The sequence below is a fragment of the Streptomyces sp. NPDC032940 genome, assembly GCF_040636935.1.
In the GTDB taxonomy this organism is placed as follows: domain Bacteria; phylum Actinomycetota; class Actinomycetes; order Streptomycetales; family Streptomycetaceae; genus Streptomyces.
Window position 1 is genome coordinate 26,108 of sequence record NZ_JBEZVJ010000022.1, and the last position, 13,500, is coordinate 39,607.

12 protein-coding genes are annotated in these 13,500 nt (G+C 71.3%); 6 read left to right on the forward strand and 6 right to left on the reverse strand.

Features of this window, described 5'->3' with window-relative positions:
- Positions 1-7: 7 nt before the first annotated feature.
- Positions 8-853, forward strand: a complete 846-nt coding sequence (locus AB0E77_RS24030) for an arylamine N-acetyltransferase (protein ID WP_361573823.1) — start codon at positions 8-10, stop codon at positions 851-853.
- A gap of 142 nt (positions 854-995) precedes the next feature.
- Positions 996-1,943, forward strand: coding sequence for a hypothetical protein (locus AB0E77_RS24035; RefSeq protein ID WP_361573825.1), 948 nt, complete (start codon positions 996-998; stop codon positions 1,941-1,943).
- A gap of 39 nt (positions 1,944-1,982) precedes the next feature.
- Here AB0E77_RS24035 and argS read toward each other — a convergent pair whose 3' ends face one another.
- On the reverse strand, positions 1,983-3,740 hold the full coding sequence (argS, locus tag AB0E77_RS24040) for an arginine--tRNA ligase (RefSeq protein ID WP_361573827.1): 1,758 nt from the start codon (positions 3,738-3,740) through the stop codon (positions 1,983-1,985).
- Positions 3,741-3,903: 163 nt separating this feature from the next.
- Between argS and lysS the strand changes: the two genes are divergently transcribed.
- Positions 3,904-5,646 carry a lysine--tRNA ligase gene (gene lysS, locus AB0E77_RS24045; protein WP_361573829.1) on the forward strand — a complete coding sequence of 581 codons (1,743 nt, stop codon included), beginning with the start codon at positions 3,904-3,906 and terminating at the stop codon, positions 5,644-5,646.
- 89 nt (positions 5,647-5,735) lie between these two features.
- Here the strand turns inward: lysS and AB0E77_RS24050 are convergent, their stop codons facing one another.
- The 3 genes from AB0E77_RS24050 to AB0E77_RS24060 form a co-directional block, all read right to left on the reverse strand.
- Positions 5,736-7,013 (reverse strand): DUF2637 domain-containing protein, encoded by a 1,278-nt coding sequence (locus AB0E77_RS24050; RefSeq protein WP_361573830.1) that lies wholly within the window; start codon positions 7,011-7,013, stop codon positions 5,736-5,738.
- A gap of 100 nt (positions 7,014-7,113) precedes the next feature.
- Positions 7,114-7,971 carry a DUF3558 family protein gene (locus tag AB0E77_RS24055; RefSeq protein ID WP_361573832.1) on the reverse strand — a complete coding sequence of 286 codons (858 nt, stop codon included), beginning with the start codon at positions 7,969-7,971 and terminating at the stop codon, positions 7,114-7,116.
- 117 nt (positions 7,972-8,088) lie between these two features.
- Positions 8,089-8,982 carry a DUF3558 domain-containing protein gene (locus AB0E77_RS24060; protein WP_361573834.1) on the reverse strand — a complete coding sequence of 298 codons (894 nt, stop codon included), beginning with the start codon at positions 8,980-8,982 and terminating at the stop codon, positions 8,089-8,091.
- 204 nt (positions 8,983-9,186) lie between these two features.
- Here AB0E77_RS24060 and AB0E77_RS24065 point away from each other — a divergent pair, with 204 nt between their 5' ends.
- On the forward strand, positions 9,187-10,380 hold the full coding sequence (locus AB0E77_RS24065) for an RtcB family protein (RefSeq protein ID WP_361573836.1): 1,194 nt from the start codon (positions 9,187-9,189) through the stop codon (positions 10,378-10,380).
- Between the two features lie 11 nt (positions 10,381-10,391).
- Here the strand turns inward: AB0E77_RS24065 and AB0E77_RS24070 are convergent, their stop codons facing one another.
- Both AB0E77_RS24070 and AB0E77_RS24075 read right to left on the reverse strand, forming a co-directional pair.
- Positions 10,392-11,171, reverse strand: a complete 780-nt coding sequence (locus AB0E77_RS24070; RefSeq protein ID WP_361573838.1) for an SDR family NAD(P)-dependent oxidoreductase — start codon at positions 11,169-11,171, stop codon at positions 10,392-10,394.
- Positions 11,172-11,252: 81 nt separating this feature from the next.
- Positions 11,253-11,588 carry a YnfA family protein gene (locus AB0E77_RS24075; RefSeq protein WP_361573840.1) on the reverse strand — a complete coding sequence of 112 codons (336 nt, stop codon included), beginning with the start codon at positions 11,586-11,588 and terminating at the stop codon, positions 11,253-11,255.
- Between the two features lie 132 nt (positions 11,589-11,720).
- Here AB0E77_RS24075 and AB0E77_RS24080 point away from each other — a divergent pair, with 132 nt between their 5' ends.
- Together AB0E77_RS24080 and AB0E77_RS24085 are read left to right on the forward strand one after the other, a co-directional pair.
- The gene (locus AB0E77_RS24080) at positions 11,721-12,821 is read left to right on the forward strand and encodes an LLM class flavin-dependent oxidoreductase (protein ID WP_361573841.1); all 1,101 of its coding nucleotides are present in this window, start codon (positions 11,721-11,723) and stop codon (positions 12,819-12,821) included.
- Positions 12,818-13,468, forward strand: coding sequence for a CE1759 family FMN reductase (locus tag AB0E77_RS24085; RefSeq protein ID WP_361573843.1), 651 nt, complete (start codon positions 12,818-12,820; stop codon positions 13,466-13,468). Before AB0E77_RS24080 ends, AB0E77_RS24085 begins: the two co-directional genes overlap by 4 nt.
- The last annotated feature ends 32 nt before the right edge of the window (positions 13,469-13,500 follow it).

Genomic DNA, 13,500 nt, shown 5'->3' on the forward strand with positions numbered 1-13,500 from the left:
TGGCGGTATGGCTGACAGCGCAGGGACCGCACCGTTCGACCTCGACGCGTACCTCGGGCGGATCGGCTGGGAGGGGCACCGGGAGCCCGACGCGGCCACGCTGCGGGGCGTCCACCTCGCCCACATGAGGGCCGTCCCGTTCGAGAACCTCGACGCCCTGGGCGGGGCCGCGCCCTCCCTCGACCCGGCCCGCCTGATGGCCAAGCTGGTCCACGGGCGGCGGCGCGGCGGGTACTGCTACGAGCACAACACGCTGCTCGCGCTCGCCCTGGAGGCGCTCGGCTTCCGGTTGACCCGGCTGACCGCGCGGGTCGTCGTCGGCGCCGACCGGGTCGAGGACCGGCCGCGCACCCACATGGCCCTGCTGGCCGAGGTCCCCGGCGAGCCACGGCCGTACCTGGCCGACGTCGGCTTCGGGGCCGTCGGATCGCTGCTGGAGCCGGTGCCGCTGGTCGCGGACACCGAGTTCCACGACGCCGGGCGCCGCCACCGGCTGGTGCACGTGCCGCACCGGGGGCCGCTGGAGATGTGGGTGCTCCAGGCGCACGGGGCGTCCGCCGGGGCCGGCTGGCAGGCGCAGTACGCCTTCACCGTGGAGCCGTTCGAGCAGCTCGACTACGAGGCCGTCAACTGGCACATCGCCACGAACCCGCGCTCGCCGTTCTCCCGGCGGCCCTACGCGCAGCGGCTGCTGCCGGACGGTCACCTGCTCCTCGACGGGCGGTTCCTCACCAGGACCGGGACCGACGGCACGGTCACCGAGCGGAAGCTGGAGGACGACGCGGAGGTCCGCCGGGTGCTGGCGGCGGAGTTCGGCATCGATGTGCCCGAGGGGCTGCGGCTGCTTGGCTGACACGACGCGTCGGCGACCGGTTCTGGCGGAACGCGTGAGGTTTCGGGGGTTTATGTGAAGCATTCCGGGAGAGTCAACTGGGCGTTGTGCAACACCAGTTCGGGCGCCCGGGTGGTGCCCGCCACACAAAGGGGAGGCATCCGTGCGTACTCGCACCGGATGGCGGCGTGCCCTGCTCGGCACGCTGGCGAGCCTGACGGCGACGATCGGCCTGGCGGCCGGACTGTCCATGCCCGCCGCGGCGGCGACCGGGACACCGGTGGCCGTCACCAAGTACAGCCACACCAGCGCACCCGGCGACTGGGTCGGTCAGGGCGGGAGCGTCGCCTACACGCCCAGGACGGCGGACATCACCGTGTCCGGGGAGAGGGAGGCGCTGACCGTCCGGATCGAGAACGAGACCGACTGGTGGACCGTCGAACTCGCCGCCCCGGCGGGTGAGAAGCTCCACCCCGGGGTCTACCGCGGCGCGGAACGGGCGTCCTCGCGCACCGGACGGGCCCCGGGCCTCGACGTCAGCGGTGACTCACGCGGTTGCAACCGGGTCTACGGGCAGTTCTCGGTCAACCAGATCGAGGCGGACGCGACCGGTGCGATCACGGTGCTGGACGCGACCTACACGCAGCGCTGCGAGGCGGCCGACGCCCCGGTCCTCAAGGGCGCCGTCAAATACCGCGCCTACCCGCTCTCCTTCACCTACGTCAGCGAGCCCGGTGACTACCCCGGCCAGGGCAGGAGCGGTACCCACACCGGCGCCACCAGCCTCTTCTCGCTCCAGGAGTGGGGCATCGGCGGACTCCAGTACGACGTGTCCGGCAAGCGCGAGACCTGGTCGGCCCTGCTCGTCCCGCCGGCCGGCGAGAGCTTCGAGGCCGGAGGCGTCTACCGGACGGAACGCGGCAGCGGACCGGGTGTGGCCGGCCTCGACGTCTCGGGCTTCGGCGGCTGCAACGCCAGCAACGGGACCCTGACCATCACCAAGTTGGCCCGCGGCGAGGACGGCGCGGTCACCGCCTTCGCCGCCACGTTCGTCCAGCACTGCGAAGGCGCCGAGCCGGCGCTGCGCGGGACGATCCACTACTACGCCTGACGCCCGACGGGCGGGCCGGGGGCGTCCCGGCCCACCCGCTCAGAGACGCTCGGGCGTCCTGATGCCCAGCAGCGCCATGCCCCGGTGCAGGGTGCGGGCCGTGACGTCGCACAGGAACAGGCGGTTCTCCACCTGCTCGGGCGTCTCGGCCTTCAGCACCGGGCACTTGTCGTAGAACGACGTGTACAGCGACGCCAGCTGGTACAGGTACGCCGCCAGCTTGTGCGGGGCGTACTCCGCGGCCGCCTCGAAGACCGTGTTCCCGAACGCGTCCAGGTGCAGGCCCAGCGCGCGCTCCGCCTCGTGCAGCTCCAGCTCCGGGTGGGCGGCGGGGCGGACCTCGCCGGCCTTGCGGAGGATGGACTGGATACGGGCGTAGGCGTACTGGAGGTACACGCTGGTGTCGCCGTTGAGCGAGACCATCTGGTCAAGGTCGAACTTGTAGTCGCGGTTCGGCGACGTCGACAGGTCCGCGTACTTCACGGCACCGATGCCGACCTGCGCGGCCCGCTCCTGGATCTCGTCCTCGGTGAGGTCCCGCGCCTTCTCCCGCACGACCTGCGCGGCCCGCTGCACGGCCTCGTCCAGCAGGTCCTCCAGACGCACGGTCTCGCCCGCACGCGTCTTGAAGGGCTTGCCGTCCGCGCCCAGCACCGTGCCGTAGCCCATGTTGTGCGCGGTGACCTCGTCGCCGAGCCAGCCGGCCCGGCGGGCCGTCTCGAAGACCATCTTGAAGTGCAGCGACTGGCGCACGTCGACGACATACAGCAGCGTGGTGGCGTGCAGGTCCTGGACCCGGTTGCGGATCGCGGTCAGGTCGGAGGCCGCGTAGCCGAAGCCGCCGTCGGCCTTCTGCACGATCAGCGGGACCGGCTGGTCGTCCTTGCCGCGGATCTCGTCGAAGAACACGACGAGCGCGCCCTCGGAGCGCACCGCGACGCCCGTCTCCTCCAGGATGCGGGCGGTCTCGGGCATGCCATCGTTGTACGCGGACTCGCCGACGATCTCCTCGTCGCGGATCTCCATGTCGAGCTTCTCGAAGACGGAGTAGAAGTAGACCTTCGACTCGTCCACGAACTGCTGCCACAGCTCGAGCGTCTCCTTGTCGCCGGACTGGAGGGCGACGACCCGCTTGCGGGCCCGCTCCTTGAACTCCTCGTCCGCGTCGAACAGCGCGCGCGACGCCTTGTACACCCGGTTCAGGTTCGACATGGCCTGCTCGCCGTCGACCTCCTCGGCCGGGGCCAGCTCGCCCGGGTGCTCGAAGAGGTACTGGATGAGCATGCCGAACTGGGTGCCCCAGTCGCCGATGTGGTGCCGGCCGATCGTCTTCTCGCCGGTGAAGTCGAGCATGCCGCGCAGGGCGTCGCCGATGACCGCCGACCGCAGGTGGCCGACGTGCATCTCCTTCGCCACGTTCGGCTGGGCGTAGTCGACGACCGTGACGCCCGCGTCCTCCTTCAGCGGCACGCCGAGGCGATCGCCGTCCGCGAGGCGCGCGGCGAGGTTCCCGATGATCGCCCGGTCGCCGATCGTGATGTTCAGGAAGCCGGGCCCGGAGACCTCGACGTCCTTGACCAGATCGCCGGTGGTGATGTGCGAGACGACCTCGGCCGCCAGCTCCCGCGGGTTCGCCTTGGTCTTCTTGGCCAGCGCGAGGATGCCGTTGGCCTGGAAGTCCGCCCGGTCGCTACGTCGCAGCAGCGGGTCCGCGCCGGCGGCCTCGGGGCGGGTGGCCGTGAGGGCGGACGCGAGGTGCTGCTGGACGGAGTCGCTGAGGGACGTGACCGAGGCCATGGAGTGGCTGCCGTTCTGCTCGGGTTCCTGGAAGTGGTACAGAAACCGAGTATCCCATGCGGTGAAAAGCGGTTTTCGCGGATGAGGGCCGGGCTGGGAGAATGGAGCGGTCAGCCGTGCGACCCGTACCGGCTGCTCCCGGAGAAGTTTCAGGAAAGAGGACGTGCCGATCGTGGCTCAGAGCACAGAGACCACCGACTGGGTCTCCCGTTTCGCGGACGAGGTCATCGCCGAGTCGGAGCGTCGTGCCCCGGGCAAACCGGTCGTCGTCGCGTCCGGACTCTCCCCCTCCGGCCCGATCCACCTGGGCAACCTGCGTGAGGTCATGACCCCGCACCTCGTCGCCGACGAGGTGCGCCGCCGCGGCCACCAGGTCCGGCACCTGATCTCCTGGGACGACTACGACCGCTACCGCAAGGTGCCGGCCGGTGTCCCCGGTGTCGACGAGACCTGGGCCGAGCACATCGGCAAGCCGCTGACCTCCGTCCCGGCGCCCAAGGGCTCTGCCCACGCCAACTGGGCCGAGCACTTCAAGGCCGCCATGGTCGAGGCGCTGGCAGGCCTCGGCGTCGAGTTCGACGGCATCAGCCAGACCGCGCAGTACACCTCCGGCGTCTACCGCGAGCAGATCCTGCACGCCATGAAGCACCGGCAGGACATCGACGCGATCCTCGCCCAGTACCGGACCAAGAAGGCCCCGGCGAAGAAGCAGCAGCAGAAGCCGGTCGACGAGGCCGAGCTGGAGGCCGCCGAGGGCTCCGGCGCCGCCGCCGAGGACGACGGCAGCTCCGGGTCCGCCGGGTACTTCCCGTACAAGCCGTACTGCGGCAACTGCGAGAAGGACCTGACGACCGTCACCGGCTACGACGACGACTCGACCGAGCTGACGTACGCCTGCACGGCGTGCGGCTTCTCGGAGACCGTGCGGCTGAGCGAGTTCAACCGCGGCAAGCTGGTCTGGAAGGTCGACTGGCCGATGCGCTGGGCCTACGAGGGCGTCGTCTTCGAGCCCAGCGGTGTCGACCACTCCTCGCCCGGATCGTCCTTCCAGGTCGGCGGGCAGATCGTCGGCATCTTCGGCGGCGAGCAGCCGATCGGACCGATGTACGCCTTCGTCGGCATCAGCGGCATGGCGAAGATGTCCTCGTCCAAGGGCGGCGTGCCCACCCCGGGCGACGCCCTCCAGATCATGGAGCCGCAGCTGCTGCGCTGGCTGTACGCCCGCCGCAGGCCCAACCAGTCCTTCAAGATCGCCTTCGACCAGGAGATCCAGCGGCTCTACGACGAGTGGGACCGCCTGGACGCCAAGGTCGCCGACGGCAGCGCGCTGCCCGCCGACGCCGCCGCGCACTCGCGTGCCGTGCGCACGGCCTCCGGTGAGCTGCCGCGGACGCCCAGGCCGATGCCGTACCGGACGCTCGCGTCCGTGGCCGACATCACCGCCGGCCACGAGGACCAGGCGCTGCGCATCCTCAGCGAGCTGGACCCGGCGAACCCGCTGGGCTCCCTCGACGAGGCCCGGCCGCGCTACGACAAGGCCGAGGCGTGGATCAACACCCACGTCCCCGCCGACCAGCGCACCATCGTCCGCGACGAGCCCGACGCCGAACTGCTGAAGTCCCTCGACGAGCCGTCCCGGCAGTCGCTGCGGCTGCTGCTCGACGGGCTCGCCGAGCACTGGTCGCTGGACGGCCTGACCCACCTGGTCTACGGCGTGCCCAAGGTCCAGGCCGGGTTCTCCGCCGACGCCACGCCGAAGGAACTGCCGCCGGAGATCAAGACCGCCCAGCGGACCTTCTTCGCGCTGCTGTACCACCTGCTCGTCGGCCGCGACACCGGCCCGCGCCTGCCCACGCTGCTGCTGGCGGTCGGCCAGGACCGGGTGCGGACGCTGCTCGGGGAGTAGACGGTCCCGACCTGATGACGAAGGGGGCGCCCGGTGTTCGCCGGGCGCCCCCTTCGTCGTACCGCACGCGTCGTCGTACCGCACGCGGGTCAGGCGGAGTGGGTCTCCTCCAGCTCCGCGTTGTAGAGGTCCGTGAAACGGGCGACCATGCGCTTCGCCTCCTTCGGAGGGAGCACGATGCCGAACTCGGCCTCGACGTTCTCGCCGAACTCCCGCGGCGTCGGGTAACCGCTGCCGGTGATCGACTTCTTGAACACCTGGTAGTACTCCTCCTCGGCCGGCTCCGCGACCGGCTGGCCGCCGCCGTCGCCCAGTTCGCGGGTGCGGCCCGGGACGACCGGTATCGGGAAACTCCCGGTCTCCTCCGGCGAGGGCTCGTGGAGCGGCGGCTCCTCCTCGTACTGGTCCCGGTACTCGTCGGCCTGCCGCTGCTCCTCGTACCACTGGGCGTACTGCTCGGCCGGGTCGTACGTCGGGTCGTAGCCGCCCTGGTAGGCGACCTGGCGGGGAGTGTTGAACCAGGGGCTCTCCTCCGGCTCCGGCTCCTGCGGCGGCTGGGGCGCCTCGTCGGCACGGACCAGCTCGGGACGCCTCTCCCCGGCGGGAGCCGCTGCGGGGGCCGCCGACGGGACGGGAGCCTCGGCCTGCGGCTGCGGAGCCGGCGGCAGCAGGGCCGGTTCGATGCCCGCCGCCGCCAGGCCGGCCGGGGCCGTCTGGGCGAGGGGGACGCCGTAGCGCGCCAGACGCAGCGGCATCAGGGACTCCACCGGAGCCTTGCGGCGCCACGCGCGGCCGAAGCGGGAACGCAGCCGCGCCTGGTACACCAGACGCTCCTGCTCCAGCTTGATCACCTGGTCGTAGGAGCGCAGCTCCCACAGCTTCATCCGGCGCCACAGCAGGAACGTGGGCAGCGGCGAGAGCAGCCAGCGGGTGAGCCGGACGCCCTCCATGTGCTTGTCGGCCGTGATGTCGGCGATCCGGCCGACCGCGTGCCGCGCCGCCTCGACCGCCACCACGAACAGGATCGGGATGACGGCGTGCATGCCCACGCCCAGCGGGTCCGGCCAGGCCGCCGCACCGTTGAACGCGATCGTCGCCGCCGTCAGCAGCCACGCCGTCTGACGCAGCAGCGGGAACGGGATGCGGATCCAGGTGAGCAGCAGGTCGAGGGCGAGCAGCACACAGATGCCCGCGTCGATACCGATCGGGAAGACGTAACTGAAGTTCCCGAAGCCCTTCTTGAGGGCCAGCTCACGGACCGCCGCGTACGAACCCGCGAAGCCGATCCCGGCGATGATGACGGCGCCGAAGACGACCATGCCGATCAGCACGCGATGCGTCCGTGTCAGCTGAAGTGGCGCGGCCACCCGTACTCCCCTCCCAGTGCCTGTCGTTGCGCGCAACAGAGTGGCACATCTGTGCGGGTGCCGGGTGGCCGGTGGGTCCTCGACGGCCTCCCGGCGGCCGTCAGCTCTTGCCCGAAGCCGACGCCGAAGCCGACGCCGAGGGCGCCCCGGAGGCCGACGCGGACGGCGACGAGGCGCCACTCGAAGAGCCGCCCGCCGCGCTGCCGTTGGCGGCCGCCACCGAGGCCACCGCCTCCTTGGCCGCCTTCTGGGCCGCCTTCGTCAGGTCGTCGGCGTCCGGCGTCTTGTCGCCCGCCAGGCCGGCGCCGTTGTAGTCGACGGTGACGACGACGTTCTCGACGCGCGCCACGACCGTCTGCTGCTTGAAGGTGCCTTCCTTCTTCTTCAGGTCGTACCGCACCACCGCGGCCTCGTCGCCCGTGCCGCTCACCGGCGTCGTCTTCACGCCCTGCGCGCCCTCGGCGGTCTGCGCGTCCTGGAGCTGCTTCATGTAGTGGTCACGGGCCAGCTTGTCGCCCGCGCCACGCGTCACGTCCGACTCGAACCGCAGCATCGACACGCTCAGCCAGCGGAACTGCGAGCCCTTCACACCGTTGTCGTCGAGGCTGTCCCAGGAGCAACTGCCGCGCGTCGCGGTGTCGTTCGACGCGCCCTCCTTGCCGGAATCGGCCTTGGGCACCAGCTCTTCCAGCGTCTTCTTCGACAGCGTCCTGCAAGGCTCAGGAAGCTTCCCGTACGCCGCCGCCTGCACCGTCGGGGACGGGCTCGCGGACTTCGACGCCGCGGTGCTCTCCGCAGCCTTGTCCTTGCCGTCGCCCGAACCGGAGTCCGAGGAGCAGCCGGCTGCCACCAGCATCACGGGTACGGCGGCCGCGCAGACAAGGACGCGGGTAAGTCCCTTCGCTCGCTGAACACGCTGGTCACGCTGGGCTCGTCGCTGCATGGTTCCTTCACTCATGGCACTCGTGGTTCCTGCGTTCGGATCTGGTCCGAGGGGTCACGGTACGCGCCCGGCACCGCGCGCGGTCCGGCTTCCCGGGCTTCACGGACGTCCGGCGCGGAGCCGGGGACGGGCTCAGCCGCCCAGCGAATCCGCCAGCTGCGAGGCGAGTTTCCGCGCCCTGTCCTGCAGTTCCTTGCTGTCGGGCACGACTCCCACCGTCGCCGGCTGCTCCGCGTACTCGATGGTCACCATCACGTTCGACGTGCGGAACGCCACAGTCACCGTGCGCCGTTTCGCCGTCGAACCGGAGCTGCTCAGCTCGTCGTCCAGGAACGCCTCGTCGCCGAGGTCGTCCAGGAGCCGCGGCTGGAGGTCGGTGGGGGTGCCGTCGGACGCCGACGGGCTCGACGAGGGCGCGCCGGCCGACGGGGAACCCGAGGACGAGGCCGACGCCGAGGGCGGGGCGCTCGGCCCGGCCGGTGACGCGCCGGACGACGGGGTGCCGGACGGGGACCCGGCGGCCGACTCCGATCCGGACGCCGACGCCGACTCCGAGGCCGTCTCCGACGCGACCGGCTCGGGCAGGTCGGCCGCCTCCACCTGCTGGGCGAACAACTGCTCGGCCTGGCTGTCGTCGCTCACGGAGTTGTCGTACGACACGACCCGCTCGAAGTCGACGAAGAGATGGTCGGTGGCCTCCGCCGACTCGACCTTCCAGCGGCAGCCGACCTTGCGGTCCGTGTCGTACGCGAGCGTCGGCTCGCCCGCGTACGCCTTCTCGCGCTGCAGCTCGTCCGCGATCTCCTGGATGCCGGGCAGCAGCGCGTCGAGCGTCTTGTGGCCGACCGCGCGGCACGGCTCCGGGAGCGTGCGGTACCTGCCGGGCTGCGCCACCTCGCTGGCCACGCCCGGCTGCCCCGGGTTGGAGTGGTCCGTCGTGACGTCGTCGTCCGAGCCGCCGGTGCAGCCGGCCAGCAGCGCCGCCAGCAGGGCGGCGACGCCGGGTACGTAGGCCTTCCGCTGCACGGTGCGGCTCCTCTCGCCGGTGTGGCTGTGGTCGGTACTCCAGTGTCCCCGCGGGTTAATCGCTTGCCGCGCGGGGGCGCCCCCTGCAGACAATGTGTATCGCACGCGCCGCCGTGAACGCCGGTCAGCTGTCTCTTTGGCTGCCCTTGGCGCCGGTTCTGCGCTTTGAGACTTCTGTAGTGATTCCGGGGGAATGGGGACGACATGTCGTATGTGGAAATGCCGGGCGCGAAGGTGCCGATCCGGATGTGGACCGACCCCGCGACGGTCGAGGAGGGCGCGCTCCAGCAGCTCCGCAACGTCGCGACGCTGCCGTGGATCAAGGGCCTCGCGGTCATGCCGGACGTGCACTACGGCAAGGGCGCGACGGTCGGCTCCGTGATCGCGATGCGCGGCGCGGTGTGCCCGGCGGCGGTCGGGGTCGACATCGGCTGCGGGATGTCGGCGGTGAAGACGTCCCTGACGGCGAACGACCTCCCGGGCGACCTGTCGCGGCTGCGGTCGAAGATCGAGCAGGCGATCCCGGTGGGCCGCGGGATGCACGACGACCCCGTGGACCCGGCGCGCTTCCACGGGCTGGCGACGGCCGGGTGGGACGACTTCTGGGGGCGGTTCGACGGGGTGGCGGATGCGGTCAAGTTCCGTCACGAACGCGCTGGGAAGCAGATGGGAACGCTCGGTTCCGGAAATCATTTCGTCGAGGTGTGCACGGATACGACCGGATCTGTATGGCTCATGCTCCACTCCGGTTCCCGCAACATCGGCAAGGAGCTGGCCGAGCACCACATCGGCGTGGCGCAGAAGCTTCCGCACAACCAGGGCCTGGTCGACCGCGACCTCGCGGTGTTCGTCGCTGACACCCCGCAGATGGCGGCGTACCGCAACGACCTGTTCTGGGCGCAGGAGTACGCGAAGTACAACCGCACCCTGATGATGGCGCTCCTGAAGGACGTGGTCCGCAAGGAGTTCAAGAAGGCGAAGCCGGTCTTCGAGCAGGAGATCTCCTGCCACCACAACTACGTGGCGGAGGAGCGGTACGACGGCATGGACCTGCTGGTCACCCGCAAGGGCGCGATCCGCGCGGGCTCCGGCGACTACGGGATCATCCCGGGCTCCATGGGCACGGGTTCGTACATCGTCAAGGGACTCGGCAACGACAAGTCCTTCAACTCCGCCTCCCACGGGGCCGGCCGGCGCATGAGCCGGAACGCGGCCAAGCGGCGCTTCTCCACCAAGGACCTGGAGGAGCAGACGCGGGGCGTGGAGTGCCGCAAGGACTCCGGGGTCGTGGACGAGATCCCGGGCGCCTACAAGCCCATCGAGCAGGTCATCGACCAGCAGCGCGACCTCGTGGAGGTCGTGGCGAAGCTGAAGCAGGTCGTCTGCGTGAAGGGCTGACGCGTGCGCCCCTACGCCTCGCGGTGGACCTTCGTGTTCGACGCCTGGGCGCGGGGGCGGACGACCAGGAGGTCGATGTTGACGTGGGCGGGGCGGGTGACCGCCCAGGTGATGGTGTCGGCGACGTCGTCGGCGGTCAGGGGGGCGGCGACACCCTGATAGACCCTGGCCGCCTTCTCCGTGTCGCCGGCGAAGCGCGTCAGGGCGAACTCGTCGGTCTTGACCATGCCGGGCGCGATCTCGATGACGCGTACCGGGCGGCCGACGATCTCCAGGCGGAGGGTCTCGGCGAGAACGTGCTCGCCGTGCTTGGCGGCGACGTAGCCCGCGCCGCCCTCGTAGGTGGCGAAGCCCGCGGTCGAGGAGACGACGACGACCGTGCCGTCGCCGCTCGCCTCCAGCTTGGGGAGCAGGGCCTGGGTGAGGTTGAGGGTGCCGATGACGTTCGTCTCGTACATGCGGCGCCAGTCGTCGGGGTCGCCGGTGGCCACCGGGTCGGCGCCGAGCGCGCCGCCGGCGTTGTTGACGAGGACGCCGACGGTCCTGAACGCGGTCGCGAACTCGTCGACGGCCGCGCGGTCGGTGACGTCCAGGGGGTAGGCCGTGGCCTGGTGGCCGGCGGCCTGGATCTCCTCCGCCAGGGCCTCGACGCGGTCCTTGCGGCGGGCGGTGAGGACGACGCGGTAGCCGGCGGCGGCGAGCTGCCGGGCCGTGGCGGCGCCGATGCCGCTGCTCGCACCGGTGACGACGGCGATGCGGGAGGCGGCGGACGGGGCGGCTGCGGTGGCCATGGGCTGCTCCTCGGTCGGGACGACGGTCCGGCCCAGCGTAGTCAGGCGCCGGCCGGTCCGGGTGTCGTGGTCCCGCCCTGGTCAGCCGTTGCGCGGGGCCCACATGATCAGCGCCATGCCGGCGAGGCAGACCAGGGCCCCGGCGATGTCCCAGCGGTCGGGCCGGTAGCCGTCGGCGACCACGCCCCACAGGATCGAGCCGGCGACGAAGATCCCGCCGTACGCGGCGAGGATGCGGCCGAAGTGGGCGTCGGGCTGGAAGGTGGCGACGAAGCCGTAGGCGCCCAGGGCGAGGACGCCGCCGGCCGCCCAGAGCCAGCCGCGGTGTTCGCGCACGCCCTGCCAGACCAGCCAGGCGCCGCCGATCTCGAAGAGGGCGGCGACGACGAAGAGGGCGGCGGAGCGCAGGACGAACATGCGGGCAGCTTCGCACGCAGGGGGCGTGGGGCGGGGCAGTGGGGCGGGGCGGTGGAGGGGCGGAATAACGGCCGGGGCCGGGTCGTTCGACGGGTATAGTTGAACCGTCAACAACCTGGAGGTTGAGCGACCATGCAGTTCGGCATCTTCACCGTCGGTGACGTCACTTTGGACCCGACCACGGGGCGTACGCCGACCGAGCGTGAGCGCATCAAGGCCATGGTCGCCATCGCGCTCAAGGCCGAGGAGGTCGGGCTCGACGTCTTCGCGACCGGCGAGCACCACAACCCGCCCTTCGTGCCCTCGTCGCCGACCACCATGCTCGGCTACATCGCGGCGCGCACCGAGCGGCTGATCCTGTCCACCTCCACCACCCTGATCACCACGAACGACCCGGTGAAGATCGCCGAGGACTTCGCGATGCTCCAGCACCTGGCCGACGGCCGGACGGACCTGATGATGGGGCGCGGCAACACCGGCCCGGTCTACCCCTGGTTCGGCAAGGACATCCGCGAGGGCATCAACCTGGCGATCGAGAACTACGCCCTGCTCCACCGGCTGTGGCGCGAGGACGTCGTGAACTGGGAGGGCAAGTTCCGCACGCCGCTCCAGGGGTTCACGTCCACCCCGCGTCCGCTGGACGGCGTCGCGCCCTTCGTCTGGCACGGCTCCATCCGCTCGCCGGAGATCGCCGAGCAGGCCGCGTACTACGGCGACGGCTTCTTCCACAACAACATCTTCTGGCCCGCCGACCACACCAAGCGCATGATCGAGCTGTACCGGGCCCGCTACGCCCACTACGGGCACGGCACGCCCGAGCAGGCGATCGTCGGCCTCGGCGGCCAGGTGTTCATGCGGAAGAACAGCCAGGACGCGGTGCGCGAGTTCCGGCCGTACTTCGACGTCGCGCCGGTCTACGGGCACGGGCCGTCGCTGGAGGAGTTCACCGAGCAGACGCCGCTGACCGTCGGCTCGCCGCAGCAGGTGATCGAGAAGACGCTCGCCTTCCGCGACTACGCCGGTGACTACCAGCGCCAGCTCTTCCTGATGGACCACGCGGGGCTGCCGCTGAAGACCGTGCTGGAGCAGCTCGACCTGCTCGGCGAGGAGGTCGTGCCGGTGCTGCGCAAGGAGTTCGCGAAGAACCGCCCGGCGAACGTGCCGGACGCCCCGACCCACGCCTCGCTGCTGGCGAGCGCGAAGACCGCCGAGAAGGAAGGAGCGCGGGCATGAAGCTCGTCGTCGTCTCCGCGGGACTGAGCGTCCCGTCCTCCACCCGGCTGCTGGCCGACCGGCTGGCCGCCGCCACCGCCGGGCGGGCCTCGGCCGAGGTGCGGGTCGTGGAGCTGCGCGACCTCGCGGTGGAGATCGCCCACGTCTTCACCAACGGGTTCCCGGGGCGGGAGCTGTCCGCCGCCTTCGACGCCGTACGGGCGGCCGACGGGCTGATCGTCGTCACGCCGGTGTTCTCGGCGTCGTACAGCGGGCTGTTCAAGTCGTTCTTCGACGCGTTGGGCGCCACGGAACCGGACGCCCTCGCCGGGAAGCCGGTGCTGATCGCGGCCACCGGTGGCACGGCCCGGCACTCGCTGGTGCTGGAGCACGCGCTGCGTCCGCTCTTCGCCCACCTCAAGGCCGTCGTCGTCCCGACCGGCGTCTACGCCGCCTCCGAGGACTGGGGCGCGGAGGGGCTGGACGGGCGGATCGAGCGGGCGGCGGGGGAGCTGGCCGCGCTGATGACCGGGCTGTCGGCGGCCGGGAGGCCGGGCGGAGAGCCGGGCGTGACGGCGGCCGGTGAGCCGGACGGGGAGCCGGCCGGGGACGCCTTCGAGGTCGTGCCCTTCGAGGAGCGGCTCGCCGCGCTGCGCCCCGCCGGGTGAGATTGCGGTAAGAAGCCCGGGCGCCCCGTCGC